This window comes from Providencia hangzhouensis, assembly GCF_029193595.2.
Classification (GTDB): domain Bacteria; phylum Pseudomonadota; class Gammaproteobacteria; order Enterobacterales; family Enterobacteriaceae; genus Providencia; species Providencia hangzhouensis.
Window position 1 is genome coordinate 2,239,619 of sequence record NZ_CP135052.1, and the last position, 24,016, is coordinate 2,263,634.

A 24,016-nucleotide genomic window follows, 5' to 3' on the forward strand; every position below is an offset into this window, starting at 1 on the left:
AGAATAAAAATAAGCAGACATGATATTGTTCTTGCCAATTAGGCAAAGAGGAGCCTTTATGAGTAATGAAAAAATGTGATACAATTCACATAAAAAGAGTTATTAGCAACCTAGCTTGCTTAGTGACAACTCAATCCTGTATGAAATACCAATATCCTTTCGCAGCAATTTTTACGCACAATTAAACCGTTGTGTATGTTATTTGTGGGAAAGTAAAGGCTAAGAGAAATATGACGCAAGTTTCTAGAAAAACAGCTTGGATCCGTGTAATAGCATTAGCGGTCGCTGCATTTGTTTTTAACACAACAGAGTTTGTGCCTGTAGCATTACTCAGTGATATTGCAAAAAGCTTTGATATGACGGTCGCACATACTGGATTGATGATAACAATCTACGCGTGGGTTGTGGCTTTGATGTCGTTACCTTTAATGCTATTAACCAGTAAAATAGAGCGTCGCAAATTATTAGCTTTTTTATTCGTTATTTTTGTTATTAGCCACATTATTTCAGGGTTTGCGTGGAGTTTTGATATTCTAATAGCAGGGCGTATTGGCGTTGCATTATCCCATGCGGTATTTTGGTCAATTACTGCATCTTTAGCTATTCGGGTTGCTCCTGCAGGTAAAAAAGCCCAAGCTCTTGGGTTATTAGCAACGGGGACCGCTTTAGCGACAGTATTAGGGCTTCCCCTTGGTCGAGTGGTTGGGCAGTTTTTAGGCTGGCGGGCGACGTTTTTAGGTATTGGTATCATTGCATTATTTACTATGGTTGTGTTGATCCGTTTTTTACCTCGTTTACCAAGTGAACATTCTGGTTCGTTAAAAAGTGTTCCTATGCTATTCCAACGGCCTGCACTCGTAGGAATGTTCGCATTAACTGTTTTAGCTGTTACCGCACATTTTACAGCTTACAGCTATATTGAACCTTTTGTTCGAGAGGTTGCATTGCAAAGCCAAAATTTTGCTACTTTACTACTACTGATTTTTGGTGGTGCCGGTATTTTCGGAAGCGTAATATTTAGTCGTTACAGCAGCAAGTTTTCATTATCATTTTTACCTGCAGCAATCGCATTTATGACGATTTGTTTATTATTGCTGATGCCATTAGGTAGAGATGTTTGGTCTTTGGTTATGTTATCAGTGTTCTGGGGAATGGCGATGATGTGCATTGGCTTAGGGATGCAAGTTAAGGTGATTGATTTATCTCCAGATGCTACTGACTTGGCAATGTCAATTTTCTCTGGAATTTTTAATATTGGTATTGGCGCTGGTGCGCTGTTAGGTAACCAAGTTATTGTTCATTTGGGGATGACTCAAATTGGTTATATTGGTGGTGCGATCGGTCTGATAGCCTTTGCTTTATGTGTTTATCTATTCAAGCGCTATAGAGAATCTCTTACTGATAGAATAGACGTAGCTTCAAATCATTAACTCGTCTTAGCACCATGAAGAAGATATAAAAGCTCTGGGTTATTTTCAGGATAGACAGAGCTTTTTTGTTGTATATAGGAAAATAATAAGTTTCATTATTACTAATTCTAATAATAAGGAAAGGCGATGAAGGGTTTGGGTTTTTTGTTGATGTCTATTATTGCAGAAGTCATTGCGACGACAACATTGAAAGCATCTGATGGTTTTAGTCGTTTTTGGCCGTCTTTGATTGTTATTGTTGGCTATGCTGTCTCTTTTTGGGGGCTTTCGCAGGTAGTAAAAACAATGCCATTGGGTATTGCTTATGCAATTTGGTCAGGTTTAGGGATCGTGTTGGTTTCCGTCGCTGCAATTTATATTTACAACCAAAAACTCGATTTACCTGCAATTATTGGTATGCTATTAATTATTATTGGTGTTTTAGTCATCAATTTATTTTCAAAAAGCGGCGGGCACTAAACAGTTGGTGCAAAATGTTCAGGTAGCATGATAGGAGAAGCAGGGAATGAGGCATAGGGTTAATCATTTTTTTCAGCCAATAATAGCAATGTCACTTATTGGCGTTATATCTGTTATGTTATCTGCGTGTGGTAGTTCAAATGTGGATAAATCGGTGGAACATTCTGCGAGTCAGTATGCTCAACAAGTGGTCAATTTAGGCCCCGGTGCACAAGAAGCTTGTATGTCAGCGGGTGGGTTGCCCGCACTCACATTAGAATTAAATGGGTCACAAACTGCAGTATGCCAATTTGCGAATGGTAAACGTTGTGCTGTTGACATTATACAATCTGGCTCTTGTATATAACTCTTCTTTTTATGAAGTTAATTAATTTTCTTTTAATGGAAAGTTAATTAACTTCATGCATTTATTATAACTGAATGTTAAATTAATATTCATCATTTCTTTTTTTAATTATATTCTAATTGCTCATTTATAAATCATCTAATTATGAACATCTATTTAAGTGTTTATTTTAATTATTGATATTTAACGGCGAAGTTACTAATATTAAATAATAAAGAAAAGTTTAAATAATTATAAAAGCATATATAAAGACATTTCCATTTATTAAAGAGTAATGCCTAATGAAAAAGAAAATTGAAGAGTATGATGGCCCCGCTGCGGGTTGGGGGGCTGTAAAAGCAGTTGCAGAAGCTTTACGTGGCCAAATGAAAGTAGGACACGATATCATTGCAATGTTTGAAATGAATAAGGTGGATGGCTTTGATTGCCCTGGCTGTGCGTGGCCTGACCCTGTCCATACAGCATCATTTGATATTTGTGAAAATGGCGCAAAAGCAATTGCTTGGGAAGCAACATCTAAAAAAACAACCCCGGAATTTTTTTCTAAATATACTGTAACAGAATTACTCGAATGGGATGACTTTCATTTAGAAGATGAAGGGCGTTTAACTCACCCCATGAAATATAATTCACAAACAGATAAATATGAACCTATCGAATGGGAAGAAGCCTTTCAACAAATAGGTACGCGTTTACAAAGTTATTCAGACCCAAATACCGTTGAATTTTATACCTCCGGCCGGACTTCAAATGAAGCCGCATTTTTATATCAATTACTGGCTCGTGAATATGGAACAAATAATTTTCCAGACTGTTCAAATATGTGCCATGAGCCAACGAGTGTTGGTCTTGCTAACTCTATTGGTGTCGGTAAGGCGACGGTATTATTAGACGACTTTGATAAAGCAGATTTAGTGATTTGTATAGGTCATAACCCTGGGACTAACCACCCGAGGATGTTGAGCTCATTGCGTGAAGTTTCTAAACGCGGCGCAAAGATCATTGCAATAAACCCTTTAAGAGAGCGTGGTCTTGAGCGCTTTACCTATCCACAAGACGTGTTAGAAATGCTAACGCTAGAATCTACACCTTTAGCGGGGCACTATTATAAAGTTCGTGTTGGTGGAGACACTGCGTTACTTAAAGGGGTTATGAAGTTATTGATTGAAAAGCACCAAGCCGCAGTAGATGAAGGAAAAGAGCCTATTCTCGATACTGAATTCATATCAACTCATACACAGGGTTATGAAGCTTTAAAAAATGACTTACTGACAACAAGTTGGAAGGATATTTTAAGGGTTTCTGGCTTGCCACGCGAGTCTATCGAAGAGATTGCAGACCTTTATATTGAAGCAAAAAGCACCATTATTTGTTATGGCATGGGGATCACTCAGCACGAACATGGTACGCAGAATGTTCAGCAATTAGTCAATTTGCTGCTACTTAAGGGCAATATTGGTCGGGAAGGTGCGGGTATCTGCCCATTGCGTGGCCACTCGAATGTGCAAGGTGATAGAACCGTTGGCATTACAGAAAAACCGTCAAAAAGCTTTTTAGACAAAATTGAACAACGATTTGGTTTTAAGCCACCAAGCGAATTCGGTCATGCTGCAGTCGCGAGCATGCAAGCCATTTCTGAAGGAAAAGCGAATGCTTTAATTTGCATGGGAGGAAATTTAGCGGTTGCAATGCCTGATAAAGACGCTTGTTTTGCTGGTATGAAAAAGCTTGATTTAGCGGTTCATACTGCAACTAAACTAAATCGCTCCCATTTATTAACAGCTAAGCAAACATTCTTATTACCCGTATTGGGTCGCAGTGAAATAGACAGACAAAGCAGTGGTGTGCAATGTGTTACTGTAGAAGACTCAATGTCGATGGTTCACGCATCAAAAGGTTTACTTAAACCATGTAGCCCTTACCTTAAATCTGAGTGTGCGATAATAGCAGGAATAGCTAAAGCGGCAATACCTCAGAGTAAAGTCGAATGGGATGATTTTATCGGTAACTATGACTTGATCCGTGATGCAATGGAGGCGGTATTACCTGGCTTTGATGATTACAATGCACGTATTAAAATACCGGGAGGATTTCACCTGACAAACGCTGCTTCTGAGCGTCGTTGGTTAACTCAATCAGGTAAAGCTAATTTTGTACCGACAGAAGGCGTTATTGAAGACCCAAATTCAGCAGTAAACAGTGAATTGATTTTGGCAACATTACGCAGCCATGACCAGTATAATACTACAATTTATGGGCTAAATGACCGATACCGTGGTGTGTTTGGGCAACGAGATGTTGTTTTCATCAGTGGTGCAGAAGCCCAAAAACAGAAGTTACAGGCGGGAGATAAAGTGAATCTCATCGCATTAGACCGTGAACAAAAACCGACAAAACGCCGTTTAGATAACCTCACTGTGGTGATCTATGATATGGCAGACCGAAGTATTGCCACTTATTTCCCTGAAGCCAATAATTTAATTTCATTAGATAATTTCGACCCGCAATGTGGTATTCCTGCGTATAAAAATATCCCTGTGAAATTAGAGAGAGTCATTCAATAGATAGATGTTATTGTTTAGGAACCCCAAATGTTGAATTTAACATTTGGGGTTTTAAAGATTATTTTTTGGCTGGGAAGAATTGGCTGATGATAACAATGATTGCAACTAAGAGATAAGCCGCGAAGATACCAATTAACCATTGTGGCATATCAAGCCCTAAGAATGCCCATTGCCTAACGGCACAGTCACCTGTTGCTTCAAACACTGCAGGGACCCACTCTTGTAATGGTAACCAATCAGGGAAATTAACGAAAAAATCGCAAGAAGCAAATGGAGAAGGATAAAGTTGTAGCATGGTATGTTCCCATGCAAGGTCTAAGCCACGCCAAGCAGAGTAAACCCAAATAAGAATTGCTACCCAGCGTATTACCATATTCCGTGGTGCTATTGCCCCAATTAAGCCAGCAACCATAATGCCAAGTAATGCAACACGTTCATAGACACACATAACACAGGGTTGTAGCTTCATCACATGTTGAAAATATAAGGCCGCACACTCGAGCATAAAGGCAATAAAGGCCATGAGTAGCCAGGCGCCTCTTCCTTGCGAGCAGTAGTTAAAAAATCTGAACATACTTAGTATCCTAATTGAGTAATGCGCACATTTTGCCTCTATCAGCTCGATAAAAAAAGCAATTAAAGTGAAATAATGCAATTTCAGATAAGGCTTTACCTAACATTACAATTAGCCATATTGGTATATGGCTAATTGTTTTAAAGTATAGTTACTGGGCGAATGTAATCAAACCGATACTTTCCATCCAATGAGTGATTGGTACTAGCCAGAGCTCTACCCCTAATAACCCGACAATAGTCATTACGATGGTATATGGAAGAGCCATCCAAACCATACGACCGTAGGATAAACGGATTAGTGGAGATAACGCTGAGGTTAATAAGAATAAGAAAGCAGCTTGCCCATTAGGTGTTGCAACAGAAGGCAGGTTAGTACCTGTATTAATTGCTACGGCTAAGAATTGGTATTGTTCCATTGATACCAAACCTTCATTCGCTGCTTTTAAGGCTTCAGTAATGTAAACAGTCCCTACGAATACGTTATCTGATACGGCAGAGAGTAGGCCATTAAATAGATAGAATAATGATAATTGTGACGACTCAGAGGATTGCAGCACAAACTGAATAAATGGGGTGAATAGTTGTTGGTCAATGATTACGGCTACAATACTAAAGAAGACAGTTAATAATGCGGTAAAGGGTAACGCTTCCTCGAAGGCTTTCCCCAACGCATGTTCTTCTGTGATACCACAAAATGCGGTCGTTAGCACGATAACAGAAAGACCAATAAGGCCAACTTCCGCTAAATGGAAAGCAAGAGCAACGATTAGCCACACGCCAATTAAGCCCTGAACAACTAACTGTGCAAGATCTCTTTTGGTACGTTTAGCCGTCAGTTTTTTATCGTGCTCAGTCAAAATTTGACGTACAGAGTCAGGAAGTTCAGCACCGTAACCAAATAGCTTGAACTTTTCAACAACAAAACAGACAACCAAACCACAAATAAAAACAGGTATGGTCACAGGAGCCATACGAATATAAAAAGTAATGAAGTCCCAATTAACATGCTTTGCAATGATAAGGTTTTGTGGTTCACCAACCATGGTCATGACACCACCAAGCGCGGTACCAATACCGGCATGCATCATTAAGCTACGTAAAAATGCCCTAAATTGCTCAAGGGTTTGCTTTTGTTCCGCACTATTAATGAAACCATCATTTTGTAGGTCAGTGTTACTGGGCTGGTTAGAGGCATATTGGTGATAGATAGAATAAAAGCCAATTGAGACGCTAATGACGACGGCAATAACGGTTAATGCGTCTAAAAATGCGGATAAAAATGCACTTGCCATACAAAAAGCAAGGGAAAGAATGCGTTTAGACCGCACGTTTATCAACAGTTTGGTGAAAACAAATAACAGTAATTGCTTCATGAAGTAGATACCAGCTACCATAAAAATCAGTAACAGGATAACTTCAAGGTTATTGCTAATTTCATGTGAAATTTGGGCAGGGGTGGTCATACCAATAATAACGGCTTCTATGGCTAAAAGACCACCTGGCTGCAATGGGTAACATTTAAGAGCCATTGCTAATGTGAATATGAATTCAACAACTAATAGCCAGCCTGCGACGAAGGGGCTGATGAAGTAAAAGATAATAGGGTTAACTATTAAAAATACAATAATTGCTAATTTGTACCAATCAGGCGAATTTCCCAGGAAATTTTTCAAAAAAGCAGTTTTTAAACTAAAATCCATTATGATTCGTTATCCTCTTTTATGCGGATGTCGTGTATTGTGCTATACATACTACTCTTATCTTTTGCGGATTTTAAGCTTATTTGCTAATTGAGAGCTTATGAATTATATGGAAATTCTATGATTTGCCTCACTCTTTATTTTTAGTCTAACTATATCAGACGATGACAATCTGGTATGATTTGCCCAATATCCGTCTAAATGTTTGGAATAATAAAAATATGGTTATTAAAGCTCAAAGTCCGGCTGGTTTCGCGGAAGAGTATATTATTGAGAGCATATGGAACAACCGCTTTCCACCAGGTTCAATTTTACCCGCAGAGCGTGAGCTTTCGGAATTAATTGGTGTGACACGAACAACCTTACGTGAGGTGTTACAGCGCTTGGCTCGGGACGGTTGGCTAACCATTCAGCATGGTAAACCAACTAAAGTGAATAACTATTGGGAAACGTCTGGTCTAAATATTTTGGAGACATTGGCTAGGCTAGATCACGATAGGGTGCCCCAGCTAATCGATAATTTATTGGCAGTACGTACCAATATCGCTGCTATTTTTATCCGTACAGCCTTTCGAAATAACCCCGAGAAATCAATAGAAGTATTAGCTGAGCGGGAAAAAGTTGAAGATAATTCAGATGCATTTAGTGATTTGGATTATAACATTTTCCGTGGTCTTGCATTTGCATCCGGTAACCCGATCTATGGCTTGATTATTAACGGCTTAAAAGGGCTTTATACCCGTGTTGGTCGCTATTATTTTTCGAACCCAGAAGCTAGGCGTTTAGCGTTAAATTTCTATCAACAATTAAGCCATCTTTGTCGTGAACAAGCCTATGACCGTATTATGGATTGTGTGCGTAATTATGGAAAAGAAAGTGGAATAATTTGGCATAGTATGCAAAGCAATATGCCTTCAGATTTAGCTCAAAGTCGCTAATTAATTAGCGGTGATACACTTAAGGCCAGCATGTTGCATTGAATCTGCATGCTGGTTTTTTTATCGTTAATGATTGACAGTTTTTAGTCACATAGCCACCGAATACGAAAATGAAGCGAAAAAACCAATTTTTGTTGGTTTTTTTGAAATTTAATGCTGACAAAACCCCTCGAATTGGTTTAATAAAATAAACATATTTTATTGGGCGCATCACTTGAATCGATAGAAAACTCTGAATTAACAAAATAGATAAATTGCCATTATTTTATCCAATTGAATTATAAGAATTTAAATTTATGCTTAAATTTTAGTCTAGTATTTAATATCGACATGTAAAACAAATGTGATGAAATTTAAATTTTTTAACTTTATTGTTAAAAGTGTTAATCCACCACATTGGCAAATAATTTCTAGAATATTATCCTAAAATAAATGATGCATATTTTTATTTTGCGGGGAAGCTATGAAAATTCTAGTGTTAGGTGCGGGAGTGATCGGTGTAACAACAGCATGGTATTTAGCACAAGAAGGGCACGAAGTGCTGGTGGTGGATAGACAACATGATGTAGCAGAGGAAACAAGCGCAGCAAATGCAGGGCAAGTATCCCCTGGCTATGCAACCCCATGGGGGGCTCCTGGTATCCCCCTTAAAGCCGTGAAATGGATGTTTGAAAAACATGCGCCCTTGGCAATACGTCCAGATGGTACGTTATTTCAACTGCGTTGGATGTGGCAGATGCTAAAAAACTGCGATATCCAACATTATGCGATGAATAAAAGCCGTATGGTGCGCATTGCAGAATACAGCCGTGATTGTATTCGCCAATTAAGAGTGGATACAGGCATTGAATATGAAGCTCGTCAAGGTGGCACCTTACAGCTTTTTCGTACGGCAGAGCAGTTTGATAATGCAGCGAATGATATTGCGGTCTTACGGCAAGAAGGTGTTCCATACGAATTATTGACGTCTAATGAATTAGTTAAAGCGGAACCTGCGTTAGAGTTTGTCAAGCACAAGCTTACAGGGGGGTTGCGATTACCCAATGATGAAACAGGGGATTGCCAGCAGTTCACCAAAAAACTGGCTAAAATGGCGCAAAATGCGGGAGTCCAATTCAAATTTGGTAGCCGGATTGAACAGATTTTAACCGAAGGTAACAAAGTTAGCGGCGTTAAAATAGATGGTGAAATTTTGCAAGCGGACCGATATGTAGTAGCGATGGGCTCTTATTCCACCTCAATGCTACAACGTCTGGTTCAAATTCCGGTTTACCCACTCAAAGGCTATTCATTGACGATGCCAATTATTGATGAACAGCGTGCCCCAATGTCTACTATCTTGGATGAAACATACAAAATTGCAGTAACGCGGTTTGACAAGCGTATTCGTGTCGGTGGAATGGCTGAAGTCGTTGGGTTTAATTTGAATATCCTGAAAAAACGCTGCGAAACATTAAAAATGGTGGTACAAGATTTATATCAAGGCGGTGGTGATATTGCACAAGCGCAATTTTGGACGGGGCTGCGCCCAATGACACCGGATGGTACCCCAATAGTTGGGCCGACTGCATACAGTAATTTATATTTAAATACAGGGCATGGGACGCTGGGCTGGACAATGGCTTGTGGTGCAGGAAAACTGCTAGCAGATTTAATTTCAGGGAACACACCAGAGATAGCGTCTGATGATTTATCGGTATTTAGGTACCTTGATGGCTTTAATACCAAACTGGTTACTCATGGTGATTTAACTCCAGCACGTTAAGCGTTTGATGTTTTGGCATCATTGTAATTTTAGAATTAATTAAATGTACTAAGGAATTAAAATGCCGCGCCCTATAAGTGCTGTTATTCATCTACAAAATTTACAACATAATTTGGCTATTGTACGGCAACATGTTGGAAACTCGAAAATTTGGTCAGTCATGAAAGCAGACGGTTATGGTCACGGTATCAAGCAGATTTGGCCTGCATTAAAAGAAACGGATGGTTTTGGGGTATTGGATTTTGATGAGGCCATTTTATTGCGAAAAGAAGGGTGGAAAGGGCCAATTCTGTTGTTAGAAGGTTTCTTCCAGCCACAAGACTTACAATTGATTGACCAGTATAATTTAACAACCAGCGTTCATAGTGAGTGGCAATTGTTTGCTATTGAAAATGCACAATTATCATCACCTATTTCAGTCTATATAAAACTAAATAGCGGCATGAATCGATTAGGTTTTTCACCGAGCGAATACGAAAGTGTGGTACAACGGTTATCTAAAATGCCGAATGTACGCAGTTTAACGTTAATGAGTCACTTTGCTAATTCAGATACCAAAACGGGCATTACTGAACCTTTTCAACAAATCCAGCAATTTGAACACTTATCTTTAGAAACCTGCATCGCAAATTCAGGGGCAACACTGTGGCATAAACACACACAATATGATTGGATTCGTACAGGTATTTTGCTGTATGGCGCTTCTCCAAGTGGAAAGTCTACTGATATATCTGGGTTGGGCTTGAAGGCGGCGATGACCTTACAGTCAGAAGTGATCGCTATCCATGAAATTCCAGCAGGTCAATCAATTGGTTATGGTAGCCGGTTTACATCGACTAAACCTATGCGTATTGCGACAGTAGCGTGTGGTTATGCAGATGGCTACCCTAGACATGCTGCCAATGGAACGCCTGTATGGTGCAAAGGAAAGCGTTGTGCGCTACTGGGGGCTGTTTCAATGGATATGCTGACAATTGATATCAGTGACTGTGGCGATGTTAAGCTTGGTGAGCGAGTGGAGTTATGGGGGCAAAACTTACCGGTTGATGAGGTTGCACAAGCTGCGGGGACAATTGGTTATGAGCTACTTTGTGCGCTAGCAAAAAGAGTTCCTGTTTCTTATGAAAATAAAGTAGAATAAATATTAATCAGTCACGCTAAAAACAGTTAAAATTTAGCTTTAAATGTGATTTCGATTAAGCATATTGGGATTATAGCTATATTGTTATAACATATAGCTGTGATCTATTTCTCATTATTTTTAGGTTGAATATATGTCAAAAGCAATTAAATTAACGACACTTGCGGTGGCTTTGAGTGTGTTATCTGGGGCCGCCTTTGCAGGAACTTGGTCAGTTGGTGGTTCAGTATTAGCTCAGTCAACACCTTATAAAGGGATTAAGAGCCGTGACTATGTCACGCCAGTGCCTATTGTTAATTATGATAGTGAGAATTTCTATTTTCATACATTAGCAGCTGGTTATTATTTATGGAATGATACACAAGACCAGTTATCATTGGATGCTTATTATTACCCACAATTTTTTAAACCTAAAGACAATGATGATAAAGCAATGCGTGAATTAGACCGTCGCCGTGATACGGTGATGACTGGTCTGACTTATCGTCATAAAGCTGATTGGGGTACACTAAGAACGAATATTTCTGGTGATATCTTAGGTATCAGTAATGGTATTCGTGGTGAGTTTGCCTACCTGTATGGTTTTGAAGGTGATAAATGGTCAATCACTCCAGGCCTTGGTATTAAATGGGATAGTAAGAACCAAAACCGTTATGAATATGGCGTGTCTTCAAAAGAATCACGTAATAGCGGTTTAAAACGTTATAATCCAGGTTCAAGTTGGACACCATACATTGAAGTGACAGGAAATTACCGCTTTGATGAAAATTGGACTGTATTCGCAATGGGCCGTGTTGACCGCCTACCAAGTGAAGTGAAAGATAGCCCAATGGTAAATAAAGATGTTTCCGCCATTATGTGGACAGGTGTCACTTACACATTCTAAGTTTGTGATAGAAAATTAAATTAATTAGCCCCTGATATTCTTACAATTATCAGGGGCTAATTTTATCTATCTAGTTATCTATCTAGAAAATTTATATTCTTAGAATGGATAATTAATCTTGCGGCTTATTATCGCGACTGACCATCACTAAAGAAAGACGAGCAGGGTGTTGTGCTTCACTTTTCATCGGGACGTTGATCCTTGCCGTTTCTACACAAACCATTTGTTTGTACCCATTATTTGGCATGTCATCCATGCTACATGATAATTCTGCCCAAGGGTTCCAACAGACAACATCACTATTATGGTAATGGTGAATTTCTATTGTACGTGCCCAGCCATCATCACGTAATAAGCTGTATTCTTCCGGTTCTGAATAAATACGATCGGTGTGCTTATTAAATTTGAGTGGCTCATTCACATAAGCTTCTTTATCTGCGACTTTATCGAAGTAGTGGCCGCCTAACCCATAGACGGTGGCTTTTTGGATATCACTGATATTGAAATAACTATGCAATGCGGCAGTCGTTTCGAAATCTCCATAACTTTCTAATTCAAGTTCACATGTTTCCCCAAGTTTCATACGTAAGATCAGGGTGAACTCATGGGGCCATAATTTACGGGTATAGTCGGTATCCGTTAACGTGAAGGTTAAAATAACACCATCTTCATGTTCATTATGTGCGGTGAATTGCCAAGGTAAAATTCGTGCAAAACCATGACTAGGACTGGCAACAGGACCGAACCAAGGCCAACAAATAGGAATACCACCGCGAATAGCAACGCCTTCTTTAAAGGCACTTTCTGAACTTAGCCATAAGCAAGGTTTTTGCCCCGCGGGTTGCCAATCAATAAGTTGAGCGCCTTGTAAACTGACAGCACCACGTACTTTGGGATGTGAAATAACAATAAGTGGGAGCTCATCGAGTTGGCGTTGAGTAATGTAAGCAGAGACTTGTTTAATGACTGGTAGTGCAAAAAGTTTGTCGTGCATGGTATTAGGCCTGTGTTCATTCACTTAAATTATTTAGAAGTTCCTGTGTGGCATACTTAAAGCCGCAGTGAATCGTATTCGTTCTAAAATAAGTCATGTTTATAGCGTATCCAATAGAAGATCAACCATAAGCGATATTGTAGAAAATATGAAGTGTTAATTTGTTATTGGATACGATACAAAAGAGCCGCCAAATTGGCGGCTCAGTTAGACAGATTACATTACAGCTCTTATTTAGAGATGTGAGCGATCAGGTCTAAAACTTTGTTAGAGTAACCCGTTTCGTTGTCATACCAAGAAACTAATTTAACAAAGTTGTCGTTCAGTGCGATACCTGCTTTAGCATCAAATACTGAAGTCAGTTTTTCACCGTTGAAGTCAGTTGATACAACGTCATCTTCAGTGTAACCCAGAACGCCTTTCAGTTCGCCTGCAGCTGCTTCTTTGATAGCATCACAGATTTGAGCATAAGTTGCTGGTTTTTCTAAACGAACAGTTAAATCAACAACTGATACGTTAGGAGTAGGTACACGGAAAGACATACCAGTCAGTTTACCGTTCAGCTCAGGGATAACTTTACCTACGGCTTTAGCAGCACCGGTTGATGAAGGGATGATGTTTTGAGCAGCACCACGACCACCACGCCAGTCTTTATGTGAAGGACCATCAACAGTTTTTTGTGTTGCAGTTGTTGCGTGAACTGTTGTCATCAGACCTTCAACGATACCGAACTTGTCATTGATAACTTTAGCCAGTGGAGCTAAGCAGTTAGTTGTACAAGATGCGTTAGAAACGATTTCTTGACCTGCGTAAGCTTTGTGGTTAACGCCCATAACGAACATAGGAGTATCATCTTTAGAAGGGCCAGTCAGAACAACTTTCTTAGCGCCAGCTTGGATGTGTTTACGTGCAGTTTCATCAGTTAAGAAGATACCTGTTGCTTCAGCAACGACGTCAACACCGACTTCGTTCCATTTCAGGTTTGCAGGATCTTTTTCTGCTGTTACACGGATTTTTTTGCCGTTTACAACTAGGTGACCATCTTTAACTTCAACAGTACCGTTGAAACGACCATGAGTTGAGTCGTATTTCAGCATGTATGCCATGTATTCTGCATCGAGCAGGTCGTTGATAGCAACGATTTCGATGTCAGAACGCTCTTGTGCAGCACGGAAAACGATACGGCCAATACGACCAAAACCATTAATACCTACTTTGATAGTCATAGTATTTCCACCAGCTATTTATTCGTGAATTAAGTTGTAGTTAAAGTTACCAAAACCTTGCCAGCCGTCAAGCGGAATCGTGTCAATTATTGAAAAAAATCAATTCTGATACCACCAATTGCTTATTTGTCAGCCACTTCAGCGGCAAATACAGCCGCACGTATTATCGGGATTGTACGGCATAATGAAACCATCTATCAGTGATATATGTGATACGGTTCACAAATCAAAACGGAAAGTAAGATGCTTCTTAGTTTAGAATAGTTTTACAGAAAATGTTGTTAATTTTTTGTTGATTGAAATTGATGTATGATAACCATCAACCACTTTAGTTATTTAAATATTTAGGTATGACATGTCAAGTAAAGATAAACAACCTATTGATATTTCAGAATTAAATGAGATGCAGCGTTACGTTACACAGCAAGCGGGTACCGAGCCGCCATTTAGTGGCCAATTATTGCATAACCGTAAAGAAGGTGTGTACGAGTGCTTATGCTGTGGTTCACCTTTATTTATGTCTGAGACCAAATTTGATGCAGGTTGTGGGTGGCCAAGTTTTTACCAACCCGTCAATGAAGAGGCAATCAAATACATTGAGGATTTCTCTCATGGGATGCACCGCATTGAAGTTCGCTGTCAACACTGTAATGCGCATTTAGGGCATGTGTTTCCAGATGGTCCTCAGCCTACTGGTCAGCGTTACTGCATTAATTCAGCATCATTAAGCTTTATTGATGACGATAGCGGTGAAAAGACGCGTGGATAAATAGCTGAAGCGTGCTGAAGCCATTTTTTTTAGAATGACAAAAACGATTCAGCTATTGGCTGAAATCAAGAATAATAAAATAATGAGTGAATTATGTATTTGAAGGAGCTTTACCGTGAGCGTTGAAGTCAGTCCTGAGCAACTTGAACAATTATTAGCAGTGATGACCCCTGAAATTTATGAACGCCTTGTGACCGCTGTTGAGCTCGGTAAATGGCCAGATGGTGTGATGTTAACGCCAGAACAAAAAGAACATAGCTTACAAATGGTATTATTGTGGCAGTCACGGCATAACCATGACCCTGAGCATATGACGGTAGGGACTAATGGTGAAATTACGATGAAGAGCAAGCAAGAGCTAAAAACGTTGTTTCAAGGTGAGATGTTAGCAACATTAAAACCGCAAAATAATGATGAATAGCTTGTTTATTCAATATGATGCTGCATAGTGACAGTGTCACTAAAACAAGTTTTCTCAATTACTAGATTTTCAATTATTACATGAGAAAACTTGTCCATAAAACATGTCCTAATGCAGGTCGGTTAATGTAATTAACCTCGCACCTTGATTTTGCATTTCGACTAAAGCTTCTTGGCTGTCATTGGCCCCGAGATTGACGCCTCTACACCCATCGACTAAAACATCTACGGTATAACCTAATTTTAACGCATCTAACACAGTAAATTTGACACAGTAATCCGTCGCAATTCCCATAATAATTAAATGCGAAATATGGTGTTCTTGTAGCCACGTATGTAGGCGCGTTTGGCTAATTTTATCATTATCAAAAAAGGCACTATAGCTATCAACCTGGGGGTTTTCCCCTTTGGTAAAAATTGCACTAATAAGCGATTGATTTAAATTTTTGTGTAATTCAGCGCCATGTTCACCTTGTACGCAATGAATAGGCCACCAAACTTGTGTAATACCATTTAGCTCACCGACTTCGCCAATTTGAGTATTTGAATTGGCCGCGAAACTAAGGTGTGTCGCAGGGTGCCAATCTTGGCTTGCAATGATGTCTATTTGTTTTTGTTGGCAAATATCCATCGCTTTATTAGCAACATCAATAACATGTTCGCTTTCATTTACTGCTAATGTGCCACCCGTGCAGAAATCGTTTTGTAAATCGACTAACAGTAATGCTGCTTTCATTATGTCCTCAGTATGTTATCTGTTATTCATCAGCATAGCTCAACTCGCCGCGTAAATTATTCTGCATTAACTCACGGATTAAAGCAGGGGTATAATTTTGACTCAGTAAGTAGTGCAATTTACTTAAGGCGGCTTCAAAAGTCATGTCATATCCACTTATCACACCCGCTTCTGCAAGTGCGTGTCCTGTGGCGTAGCCTTCCATATTAACACGGCCAGAAATACATTGTGTCAGGTTCACCACAATAATCCCTCGGTTCGTTGCTTCACGGAGTATGCGCAGTAATTCAGGCTGCTGAGGGGCATTACCGACACCGTAAGAGCGCAATATCAGCGCTTTAACGGGTTGTTGGAGAATGTTGCGTACAATTTCAATTGATAGCCCTGGATAAAGTGTCACAACGCCGATAGGTTGAGGTGTAATTCGGTGACTTTTAAATTCACCTATACCAATAGGCGCAGGGCACGTATTAAATGAGCGAATATGAATGCCAGCTTCCATTAATGGCGAACAGTTAGGTGAACTGAAAGCATCAAAGCCATCTGCATGGGCCTTAACAGTGCGGTTACCGCGATATAATTTATTATTGAAAAATAATCCCACTTCATTAATGGGGTAGTTTGCTGCTAAATATAATGCATTTAGTAGATTAGTTTGCCCATCAGAACGTAATGCTTCTAAAGGGATTTGTGACCCTGTCACTATTACGGGTTTTTTCAAGTTTTCAAACATGAAAGATAACGCTGAGGCAGTGAAAGCCATCGTGTCAGTGCCATGTAATATGACAAACCCATCATAAAGTGGATAGTTCTCACGTATATCATCAGCGATAAGTTGCCAGTCTTCAGGAGTGATATCAGATGAATCAATTAAAGGCTGATGTTCACGGATCGTAAACTCAGGCATTTCAGGGCGGTGAAACTCGGGCATCTGAGCTAACTGAGCTTGCAAATGACCGGAAACAGGAATATATCCCTGTGGTGAATGGCGCATGCCAATTGTTCCACCAGTGTAAACAACATAAATTGATTTCTTCTGCATCTTATTACCTAATTTATCCAACTTATCGAAGGAGAGTGATTATCAGGATTTTGACGTATTTGTTAGCGTATTACTATCGTTAACTTGCGAATAGTTAGATTGATATGAGGTTATTGATGGGTTTGTGAGAGAAATCCCCTTCATTGAATCTGAAGGGGATTTAGCGATTAGTTAATTTCCGCGCAATTTAAACAAAAAGCATAGCGGTTTTGTGGGTCATTCATTTTTAAGAAAAATTGCGCTTGTTGGCGGATATCCGTCGCGACTGCTGGTGGTAAAAATACGTGTAGCACATCCGGCATGGCGGCTTGAACGTTTGTCGTTAATTCAAGTAACAATTGATCCATAAAGGTCAACTCAGGCTTCATCCAATCTAACTTAACGTCAGTGAGTTTAGCGAGCTCAGCAGCTTTATCTACGGCATTATCAAAATCACCTAGTTGGTCTACAAGACCATTTTTAAGCGCGTCTTGCCCAATCCATACACGGCCTTGAGCGATTTGGTCTATCTCTGCCGGTGTTTTATGGCGAGATTTAGCCACTAAGCCAATAAATGTCTCATAGCCATTCTCAATGGTAATTTGCATCATGTCAGCAAATTGTGGGCTGATCCCTTTAGTCAAAGAAATATCGGCTAATGGCGACGTTGATACGCCATCAGTATATACCCCTATAGAATCTAAAGATTTTTCAAAGGTATTAATTACGCCAAATATACCAATCGAACCAGTCAGCGTGTTTGGACTGGCAATGATATAGTCCGCTGGAGTTGAGACCCAATACCCCCCAGATGCAGCCATTCCCCCCATAGATACAACAACAGGTTTACCTGCAGCATGAGCAGAAGCCAGTTCACTGCGGATCAAATCAGAAGCGCTTACGCTACCACCTGGGCTGTTAACGCGCAAAACTATCGCTTTAATATTATCATCAAGGCGAGCGTCACGAATTTGTGCTGCGATGGTATCGCCTCCTGCAATCCCAGCCGTTTGTGGGCCATCCATGATAGCACCTTGAACGACAATCACGGCGATATTGCCACTTTGATTAGCATTGGTATCTGCTATTTTAGTGGAATAATCATAGATACTAATATTATTGAATTGTTTATCTTCTTTATTCCAGCCAAAGTGTTTACTGAGTAAATCTTCAACTTGTTCGTTAGTATAAAGTTTATCAACCAATTTTTGTTTTAACGCGTATTGTGCGCTATCGCCTTTGACTGAGCGTAATTTCTCTAAAATAGCATCAGCCCCAGGAAAAATTTGTGTGCTGGTCGTATTACGGTTTTTGGCGATTTCTGTGAGGTAATTGTTCCAAAGAGCATCCAGCCACTGTTTATTGGCTAAACGTGCTTCAGGGGACATCTCATCACGCATTAATGGCTCAACCGCTGATTTATAGGTACCAACACGGAAAATATGGCTACTAACTTTAAGTTTTTCTAACAGTGACTTGTAGTAGAGTCCATTCGTTGCAAAACCATATACCCCAACCGCACCTTGCGGTGTGAGGTAAATTTCATCAGCGTAACTGGCGAGGTAGTATTGCGACTGATTATAACTGTTACCAATGGCGTAAACCTGTTTCCCTGAACTTTTAAATTCATTGATTGCTTTACCGATATAAGCTAGAGAGGGCTGATCGGCTCCAGCTAAATCATCTAGGCGTAATACCATCCCTGTAATGCGATCATCATTTGCAGCGGTACGGATGGTATCAACGATGTCGAATAGTGAATTTTCTTGCATTCGGCTGTTTGAGGTACCAAGTAATTCACGGCTCATACGACCAAATGGGTCTGGAGTAGAGACTTGGTCTACGATAACCCCCTGTAAATCCACATACAAAGCACCAAAATAATTTTTTTCGGGTTGAGTCTCTGTCTGATAAAGAGCAATCGACCCAATAACAACAAAAAATAATACTAAGAAAATGGCGTTGAAAACGAATTCCCTAATAAAGTTCAGTGCTCGCCAGCTAATTCTAAAAATGGTAGCGATGATGTCCCATAGTTGACGCATGTTTTCTCCTATCCTGCATATTCTGCACCACAAGGGTGTTGGCTTCATTTGTTTGCCGTTGACTTATGGCACAAACTATTTTTGGATATTACATAAATAGTTCTTTCTACAGTTGGGTTACTTCAGCCTGTAGCACGAATTAACAACAATATACTCAAAAGCAAATCTGTTACCCGATCACCACATCGAACACTTGATATCTTAGTTGTATCAATACAATTAGTTGCAATAGCGGGCTATTTTTATGCATAACAAAATTATGATACGCAAGGTACAATGCTTCAATGATATTTTTCACATGTGACAAATGATACAATTCAATGAATTTATAACGTAATTTTACCTAACGAATAACTGTTATTGTTGTATTAGTGTAAGCGATTTTCCTTTAAGCTTAAACAATAGATAGCGTGGGTATAATTATCTAATTGAATGATTATCATATCAGTTTACTCTTAAACGGAGACAAATATGGATGCTTTGACCCTTTTGTTGAACCGCCGTTCAGCTTCAAGACTTACAACACCAGCACCGCAAGGCGAAGAACTCGACAATATACTTGCTGCGGGGATGAGAGCACCTGATCACGGTGCTTTGAAGCCGTGGCATTTTGTTGTTATGCAAAATGAGGGGATTAAACGCTTCAGTGAGCTATTGGAAAAAGCAGCAATTGAAGGGCAATTAGGCGCAGAGGTACAAGAAAAAGCTCGTAATGCCCCTTTTCGCGCCCCATTAATTATTACTGTGATCGCTAAATTAAAAGATCATCCGAAAATACCACAATGGGAACAATTAGTTGCTGCGAGCTGTACGGTTCAAGCAATGCAGATGGCAGCAGTAGCTCAAGGTTTTGGCGGTATATGGCGCTCAGGTTCATGGACAGAAGATGCTGTGGTTCGTGCCGGATTAGGTTGTGGAGATAACGACCGCATTGTTGGGTTCCTTTATTTAGGAACTCCAGAGCTTAAAGCGCCAGTAAAAGTACAAGCTCCTGATATGACAGGCTATGTATCTCACTTCTAAAGAGAATAATAATGACTGAAAAAATTAGATTAACTCAATATAGTCATGGTGCTGGTTGCGGTTGTAAAATTGCACCGAAAGTATTAGAGCAAATTCTGCACACAGAGCAAGCAAAATTTCATGATCCACATTTGTTAGTTGGTAATGAAACTAAAGATGATGCGGCCGTTTATGATTTAGGTAATGGAATAGGCATCATCAGCACAACAGACTTTTTCATGCCGATCGTTGACTCCCCATTTGAATTTGGTCGGATTGCAGCAACCAACGCGATTAGCGATATTTTTGCAATGGGTGGTAAGCCAATTATGGCCATTGCTATTTTAGGCTGGCCAATTGCGAAGTTACCACCGGAAGTGGCTCGTGAGGTGATTGAAGGTGGACGAGCAGCTTGTGCTGATGCTGGTATCTCGTTAGCTGGTGGCCATTCTATTGATGCACCTGAGCCTATTTTTGGTTTGGCGGTTACGGGTGTTGTGAATACGGAGTATGTGAAGAAAAATAGTGCCGCAACAGCGGGGTGCGAATTGTTCTTGACGAAACCGCTTGGAATTGGTGTTTTGACAACAGCAGAGAAAAAAGGGGTGCTTGCGCCGGAACATCAACACTTAGCGGCAGAAACCATGTGCCAAATGAATAAGCTAGGTGCGGTGGTTGCGCCTTTAGATGGTGTGACGGCAATGACTGACGTGACTGGTTTCGGTTTATTAGGTCATTTAAGTGAGATTTGCGAAGGGTCTAAAGTTCGTGCTGAAATCTCCTTTAGTAAAGTTCCTAAATTAGCCAATGTCGAAAAATATATTGAAGCAGGTTGTGTTCCTGGGGGAACCACTCGTAACTTTGACAGTTATGGGCACCTTATTGGCCCTATGAGTGATATGCAGCGTCAACTACTGTGTGATCCTCAAACTTCTGGCGGCTTACTTATTGCAGTAAAACCTTCCGAAGTCTCTAAAATTAAAGAGATTGCACAGCAGCAAGGTGTTTTGTTACAGTCTATCGGTAAATTATTACCCCATCAGGATAATGTTCCTTTAGTTGAAGTGATAGATTAATTTATGCGTTTGTTTATTGCGGAAAAACCGAGCCTTGCAAGGGCCATTGCAGATGTATTACCAAAGCCCCACAAACGAGGTGATGGTTTTATTCAATGTGGTGATGGCCAAACTGTAACATGGTGTATTGGCCATCTTTTAGAGCAGGCGGAACCCGATGCTTATGAACCTCGGTATGCACGATGGAATCTTCAGGATTTGCCAATTATCCCTGATAAGTGGCAATTGAAGCCCCGTCCCGCAGTAACTAAACAATTAAAAACTATTGAAACATTGCTGAAGCAAGCCTCAATAGTTGTCCATGCAGGGGACCCCGATAGAGAAGGTCAATTGCTGGTGGACGAAGTGCTTGACTTTTTGAAGCTCGACCCTGAAAAACGCAAAGAAGTAAAACGTTGTTTAATCAATGACCTTAACCCACAAGCCGTTGAGCGGGCAATTGAGCGTTTGAGAGAAAATCGTGAGTTTATTCCTCTTTGTGTCTCTGCTTTAGCAAGAGCACGGGCAGATTGGTTGTATGGCATCAATATGACCCGTGCTTATACGTTATTAGGGCAACGAGGAGGCTATCAAGGCGTTCTTTCTGTAGGGCGGGTACAAACTCCGGTATTGGGGTTAGTTGTTAGGCGCGACGAAGAAATAGAAAACTTTGTACCTAAAGACTATTTTGAGGTTAAAGCTCATATTGTTACGCCAAAGGATGAGCGCTTTGTAGCGATATGGCAGCCAAGCGACTCCTGTATTGACTATCAGGATGAAGAAGGGCGTTTATTCCATCGGCCGCTTGCAGAGCATGTGGTATCGCGTATTGAGGGCAAACCTGCCATAGTGACGCAATATCAGGACAAGCGCGAATCAGAAATTGCACCGTTGCCTTTCTCTTTATCTTCTTTGCAGATTGAAGCTGCCAAAAAATATGCGTTGAGCGCTCAAGAAGTATTGGACATTTGCCAACGTTTATATGAAACACATAAGTTGATTACTTATCCACGTTCAGATAGCCGTTATTTACCGGATGAACATTTTGCAGGGAGACACAGTGTCTTGAATGCAATTGCGGTGCATCAACCAGACCTCACTGAATTTGAATTGCCTGAGCTGGATAAAAAGAACCGGTGTTGGGATGATAAAAAAGTCGATGCTCACCATGCCATTATCCCAACAGCAAAAACGGCAGCAGTAAAGTTAACTGAGAATGAAAGTAAAATTTACCAATTGATTGCGCGTCAATATATTATTCAGTTTATGCCCGATGCGGTTTACCGTAAGTGTACAATTGATCTAGAAATTGAAAAGGGTAAATTTATTGCAAAAGCTCGATTTCTTGCTGAAGCAGGTTGGCGAGTCGTATTGGGCAATAAAGAGCGCGATGCTGAAAACGATGGTATGCCACTGCCAGTTGTGAGTAAGAATGATGAGTTGTTATGTGAAAAAGGGGAAGTGGTTGAACGGCAAACGCAGCCTCCACGTCCTTTTACGGATGCAACGTTATTATCAGCAATGACTGGGATCGCTCGTTTTGTACAAGATAAAGCATTAAAAAAAGTATTGCGAGAAACGGATGGGCTTGGTACAGAAGCGACTAGAGCCGGTATCATTGACTTACTATTCAAACGCCAATTTCTCTACAAAAAAGGGCGTTATATTCATTCCTCGCCTGCGGGAAGGGCTCTAATTCATGTTTTACCCGATATGGCAACATTACCAGATATGACAGCCCATTGGGAGTCAGTATTAACCCAAATTAGTGAAAAACAATCACGTTATGATGATTTTATGCATCCACTAAGCCAAACGCTAATGCAATTAATTCACCATGCACGTCAGTTTACAAATTTGAGGGCATTTCGAGAACTCCCCGCTCCATCAGTAAAAACGGGAAAAAAACCAGTAAAAGCGGGTAAGAAAACAAAAAAGAAACAGGATTAGTTGAGTCTGGTAAACCAATAAAAGGCGCTTAAGGCGCCTTTTTGCATTATGACAAGTAAGAAAGTTTACTTTGAGAGGTCAAATTCAGACCATACAGGTGCGTGGTCTGATGGCTTTTCCATCCCGCGGATTTCGTAATCAATACCCGTTGCAATACAACGCTCAGCGAGTTTATTGGAGGCCAGTAATAAATCGATACGTAGGCCACGGTTATCATCGAAGCCTTTCGAACGGTAGTCAAACCATGAGTAGCAGTCAGAAATATCAGGGTTTTTTGCACGATATGTATCGACTAAACCCCAGCCTAATAATTTAGCTAACCACTCACGCTCTTCGGGTAAAAAAGAGCATTTTCCGGTTTTTAACCAACGTTTACGGTTTGCATCACCGATACCAATATCAAGATCGGTTGGGCTGATATTCATGTCACCCATAATGAGCAACTGTGACTCTGCCGTTTGTGTTGATGTGATGTAATTTTGTAAATCTTGATAAAATTTTTCTTTTGCCGGAAATTTTGTTGGGTGGTCACGGCTTTCTCCTTGAGGAAAATAACCATTTACAACCGTCAATGGGCCGCGATCTGTTTGGATATCAGCCATGATAATGCGACGCTGTGCATCGTCATCGTCAGTTGGAAAACCTTTACGGACAGCAAGAGGCTCATTTTTAGTTAATAGAGCCACGCCATAATGCGCTTTTTGACCGTGATAAAAAACATGATAGCCGAGCTGACTAACTTCTTCATAAGGAAACATATCATCATGGACTTTGGTTTCTTGTAAGCCAATAACCTCAGGTTGATGTTTTTCGATGATTGCAGCGAGTTGGTGAGGGCGAGCTCGAAGGCCATTAATATTGAACGATATGAATTTCATGGTTTTTTATCACCTAGTTTTATGATTATTATGCTTATTCTACCAGATGGTAGCAATACTGTAACCCCACGGAGTATGTTTCAACGGTTAGATTGTTTTAAAGACGATAATGGCT

General features: G+C 40.2%; 21 protein-coding genes. 13 read left to right on the forward strand and 8 right to left on the reverse strand.

All coding sequences use genetic code 11. From position 1 onward, the window contains the following. Window positions 1–230 precede the first annotated feature (230 nt). From PZ638_RS10060 to PZ638_RS10075, 4 genes are all read left to right on the forward strand, one after another. Window positions 231–1,430 carry a sugar transporter gene (locus PZ638_RS10060; protein ID WP_094960511.1) on the forward strand — a complete coding sequence of 400 codons (1,200 nt, stop codon included), beginning with the start codon at window positions 231–233 and terminating at the stop codon, window positions 1,428–1,430. Between the two features lie 126 nt (window positions 1,431–1,556). Next, window positions 1,557–1,889, forward strand: a complete 333-nt coding sequence (locus PZ638_RS10065) for a DMT family transporter (protein WP_004254027.1) — start codon at window positions 1,557–1,559, stop codon at window positions 1,887–1,889. A 46-nt stretch (window positions 1,890–1,935) separates the two neighbouring features. Next, window positions 1,936–2,235 carry a DUF333 domain-containing protein gene (locus PZ638_RS10070; RefSeq protein WP_004254028.1) on the forward strand — a complete coding sequence of 100 codons (300 nt, stop codon included), beginning with the start codon at window positions 1,936–1,938 and terminating at the stop codon, window positions 2,233–2,235. A 281-nt stretch (window positions 2,236–2,516) separates the two neighbouring features. Continuing rightward, a complete protein-coding gene (locus PZ638_RS10075) occupies window positions 2,517–4,799 on the forward strand; it encodes an FdhF/YdeP family oxidoreductase (RefSeq protein WP_144141470.1) in 2,283 nt (760 codons plus the stop codon). 58 nt (window positions 4,800–4,857) lie between these two features. Here PZ638_RS10075 and dsbB read toward each other — a convergent pair whose 3' ends face one another. Further along, the gene (gene dsbB, locus PZ638_RS10080) at window positions 4,858–5,373 is read right to left on the reverse strand and encodes a disulfide bond formation protein DsbB (RefSeq protein WP_004254030.1); all 516 of its coding nucleotides are present in this window, start codon (window positions 5,371–5,373) and stop codon (window positions 4,858–4,860) included. Between the two features lie 151 nt (window positions 5,374–5,524). Further along, window positions 5,525–7,075, reverse strand: coding sequence for a sodium/proton antiporter NhaB (gene nhaB, locus PZ638_RS10085; protein ID WP_094960512.1), 1,551 nt, complete (start codon window positions 7,073–7,075; stop codon window positions 5,525–5,527). 221 nt (window positions 7,076–7,296) lie between these two features. On the opposite strand from nhaB, the gene fadR reads away from it, so the two are divergent. From fadR to PZ638_RS10105, 4 genes are all read left to right on the forward strand, one after another. Further along, entirely contained in the window at window positions 7,297–8,013 is a 717-nt protein-coding gene (gene fadR / locus PZ638_RS10090; protein WP_094960513.1) for a fatty acid metabolism transcriptional regulator FadR, read from the forward strand. A 463-nt stretch (window positions 8,014–8,476) separates the two neighbouring features. Next, complete coding sequence (locus PZ638_RS10095; protein ID WP_094960514.1) at window positions 8,477–9,778, forward strand: D-amino acid dehydrogenase; 1,302 nt, start codon at window positions 8,477–8,479, stop codon at window positions 9,776–9,778. Window positions 9,779–9,839: 61 nt separating this feature from the next. Next, window positions 9,840–10,919 (forward strand): alanine racemase, encoded by a 1,080-nt coding sequence (gene alr / locus PZ638_RS10100; protein WP_094960515.1) that lies wholly within the window; start codon window positions 9,840–9,842, stop codon window positions 10,917–10,919. Window positions 10,920–11,052: 133 nt separating this feature from the next. Then, entirely contained in the window at window positions 11,053–11,805 is a 753-nt protein-coding gene (locus PZ638_RS10105) for a MipA/OmpV family protein (protein ID WP_004254041.1), read from the forward strand. Window positions 11,806–11,917: 112 nt separating this feature from the next. Here the strand turns inward: PZ638_RS10105 and PZ638_RS10110 are convergent, their stop codons facing one another. Together PZ638_RS10110 and gapA are read right to left on the reverse strand one after the other, a co-directional pair. Then, window positions 11,918–12,799 (reverse strand): D-hexose-6-phosphate mutarotase, encoded by an 882-nt coding sequence (locus PZ638_RS10110; RefSeq protein ID WP_004254046.1) that lies wholly within the window; start codon window positions 12,797–12,799, stop codon window positions 11,918–11,920. A 230-nt stretch (window positions 12,800–13,029) separates the two neighbouring features. After that, window positions 13,030–14,025, reverse strand: a complete 996-nt coding sequence (gene gapA / locus PZ638_RS10115) for a glyceraldehyde-3-phosphate dehydrogenase (protein WP_004254049.1) — start codon at window positions 14,023–14,025, stop codon at window positions 13,030–13,032. 355 nt (window positions 14,026–14,380) lie between these two features. Here gapA and msrB point away from each other — a divergent pair, with 355 nt between their 5' ends. Further along, entirely contained in the window at window positions 14,381–14,794 is a 414-nt protein-coding gene (msrB, locus tag PZ638_RS10120) for a peptide-methionine (R)-S-oxide reductase MsrB (protein ID WP_004254053.1), read from the forward strand. A gap of 115 nt (window positions 14,795–14,909) precedes the next feature. Beyond that, window positions 14,910–15,215 (forward strand): YeaC family protein, encoded by a 306-nt coding sequence (locus PZ638_RS10125; protein ID WP_004254056.1) that lies wholly within the window; start codon window positions 14,910–14,912, stop codon window positions 15,213–15,215. 108 nt (window positions 15,216–15,323) lie between these two features. On the opposite strand, the gene pncA is transcribed toward PZ638_RS10125, so the two are convergent. The 3 genes from pncA to sppA all read right to left on the reverse strand — a co-directional run bounded on the left by pncA (window position 15,324) and on the right by sppA (window position 19,016). Further along, window positions 15,324–15,950 carry a bifunctional nicotinamidase/pyrazinamidase gene (gene pncA, locus PZ638_RS10130; protein ID WP_004254059.1) on the reverse strand — a complete coding sequence of 209 codons (627 nt, stop codon included), beginning with the start codon at window positions 15,948–15,950 and terminating at the stop codon, window positions 15,324–15,326. 22 nt (window positions 15,951–15,972) lie between these two features. Beyond that, window positions 15,973–16,992, reverse strand: a complete 1,020-nt coding sequence (ansA, locus tag PZ638_RS10135; RefSeq protein WP_004254063.1) for an asparaginase — start codon at window positions 16,990–16,992, stop codon at window positions 15,973–15,975. 167 nt (window positions 16,993–17,159) lie between these two features. Further along, entirely contained in the window at window positions 17,160–19,016 is a 1,857-nt protein-coding gene (gene sppA, locus PZ638_RS10140; protein WP_004254068.1) for a signal peptide peptidase SppA, read from the reverse strand. Between the two features lie 471 nt (window positions 19,017–19,487). Between sppA and PZ638_RS10145 the strand changes: the two genes are divergently transcribed. Genes PZ638_RS10145 through PZ638_RS10155 form a run of 3 tightly spaced genes read left to right on the forward strand, consistent with a single transcriptional unit; the run spans window position 19,488 to window position 23,023 of the window. Further along, window positions 19,488–20,039, forward strand: a complete 552-nt coding sequence (locus tag PZ638_RS10145) for an NAD(P)H nitroreductase (RefSeq protein WP_004254072.1) — start codon at window positions 19,488–19,490, stop codon at window positions 20,037–20,039. An 11-nt stretch (window positions 20,040–20,050) separates the two neighbouring features. Further along, the gene (gene selD, locus PZ638_RS10150) at window positions 20,051–21,094 is read left to right on the forward strand and encodes a selenide, water dikinase SelD (RefSeq protein ID WP_004254077.1); all 1,044 of its coding nucleotides are present in this window, start codon (window positions 20,051–20,053) and stop codon (window positions 21,092–21,094) included. 3 nt (window positions 21,095–21,097) lie between these two features. Further along, a complete protein-coding gene (locus tag PZ638_RS10155) occupies window positions 21,098–23,023 on the forward strand; it encodes a DNA topoisomerase III (RefSeq protein WP_110591770.1) in 1,926 nt (641 codons plus the stop codon). Between the two features lie 65 nt (window positions 23,024–23,088). Here PZ638_RS10155 and xthA read toward each other — a convergent pair whose 3' ends face one another. Next, entirely contained in the window at window positions 23,089–23,901 is an 813-nt protein-coding gene (gene xthA, locus PZ638_RS10160; protein ID WP_004254084.1) for an exodeoxyribonuclease III, read from the reverse strand. Window positions 23,902–24,016 lie beyond the last annotated feature (115 nt).

Coding starts and splice junctions, on each gene's coding strand:
- dsbB (WP_004254030.1), bottom strand. CDS start 5,373: ATGTTCAGATTTTTTAACTACTGCTCGCAAGGAAGAGGCGCCTGGCTA.
- PZ638_RS10105 (WP_004254041.1), top strand. CDS start 11,053: ATGTCAAAAGCAATTAAATTAACGACACTTGCGGTGGCTTTGAGTGTG.
- sppA (WP_004254068.1), bottom strand. CDS start 19,016: ATGCGTCAACTATGGGACATCATCGCTACCATTTTTAGAATTAGCTGG.
- pncA (WP_004254059.1), bottom strand. CDS start 15,950: ATGAAAGCAGCATTACTGTTAGTCGATTTACAAAACGATTTCTGCACG.
- PZ638_RS10070 (WP_004254028.1), top strand. CDS start 1,936: ATGAGGCATAGGGTTAATCATTTTTTTCAGCCAATAATAGCAATGTCA.
- nhaB (WP_094960512.1), bottom strand. CDS start 7,075: ATGGATTTTAGTTTAAAAACTGCTTTTTTGAAAAATTTCCTGGGAAAT.
- PZ638_RS10060 (WP_094960511.1), top strand. CDS start 231: ATGACGCAAGTTTCTAGAAAAACAGCTTGGATCCGTGTAATAGCATTA.
- PZ638_RS10145 (WP_004254072.1), top strand. CDS start 19,488: ATGGATGCTTTGACCCTTTTGTTGAACCGCCGTTCAGCTTCAAGACTT.
- PZ638_RS10155 (WP_110591770.1), top strand. CDS start 21,098: ATGCGTTTGTTTATTGCGGAAAAACCGAGCCTTGCAAGGGCCATTGCA.
- fadR (WP_094960513.1), top strand. CDS start 7,297: ATGGTTATTAAAGCTCAAAGTCCGGCTGGTTTCGCGGAAGAGTATATT.
- gapA (WP_004254049.1), bottom strand. CDS start 14,025: ATGACTATCAAAGTAGGTATTAATGGTTTTGGTCGTATTGGCCGTATC.
- selD (WP_004254077.1), top strand. CDS start 20,051: ATGACTGAAAAAATTAGATTAACTCAATATAGTCATGGTGCTGGTTGC.
- msrB (WP_004254053.1), top strand. CDS start 14,381: ATGTCAAGTAAAGATAAACAACCTATTGATATTTCAGAATTAAATGAG.
- xthA (WP_004254084.1), bottom strand. CDS start 23,901: ATGAAATTCATATCGTTCAATATTAATGGCCTTCGAGCTCGCCCTCAC.
- alr (WP_094960515.1), top strand. CDS start 9,840: ATGCCGCGCCCTATAAGTGCTGTTATTCATCTACAAAATTTACAACAT.
- PZ638_RS10095 (WP_094960514.1), top strand. CDS start 8,477: ATGAAAATTCTAGTGTTAGGTGCGGGAGTGATCGGTGTAACAACAGCA.
- PZ638_RS10065 (WP_004254027.1), top strand. CDS start 1,557: ATGAAGGGTTTGGGTTTTTTGTTGATGTCTATTATTGCAGAAGTCATT.
- PZ638_RS10110 (WP_004254046.1), bottom strand. CDS start 12,799: ATGCACGACAAACTTTTTGCACTACCAGTCATTAAACAAGTCTCTGCT.
- ansA (WP_004254063.1), bottom strand. CDS start 16,992: ATGCAGAAGAAATCAATTTATGTTGTTTACACTGGTGGAACAATTGGC.
- PZ638_RS10075 (WP_144141470.1), top strand. CDS start 2,517: ATGAAAAAGAAAATTGAAGAGTATGATGGCCCCGCTGCGGGTTGGGGG.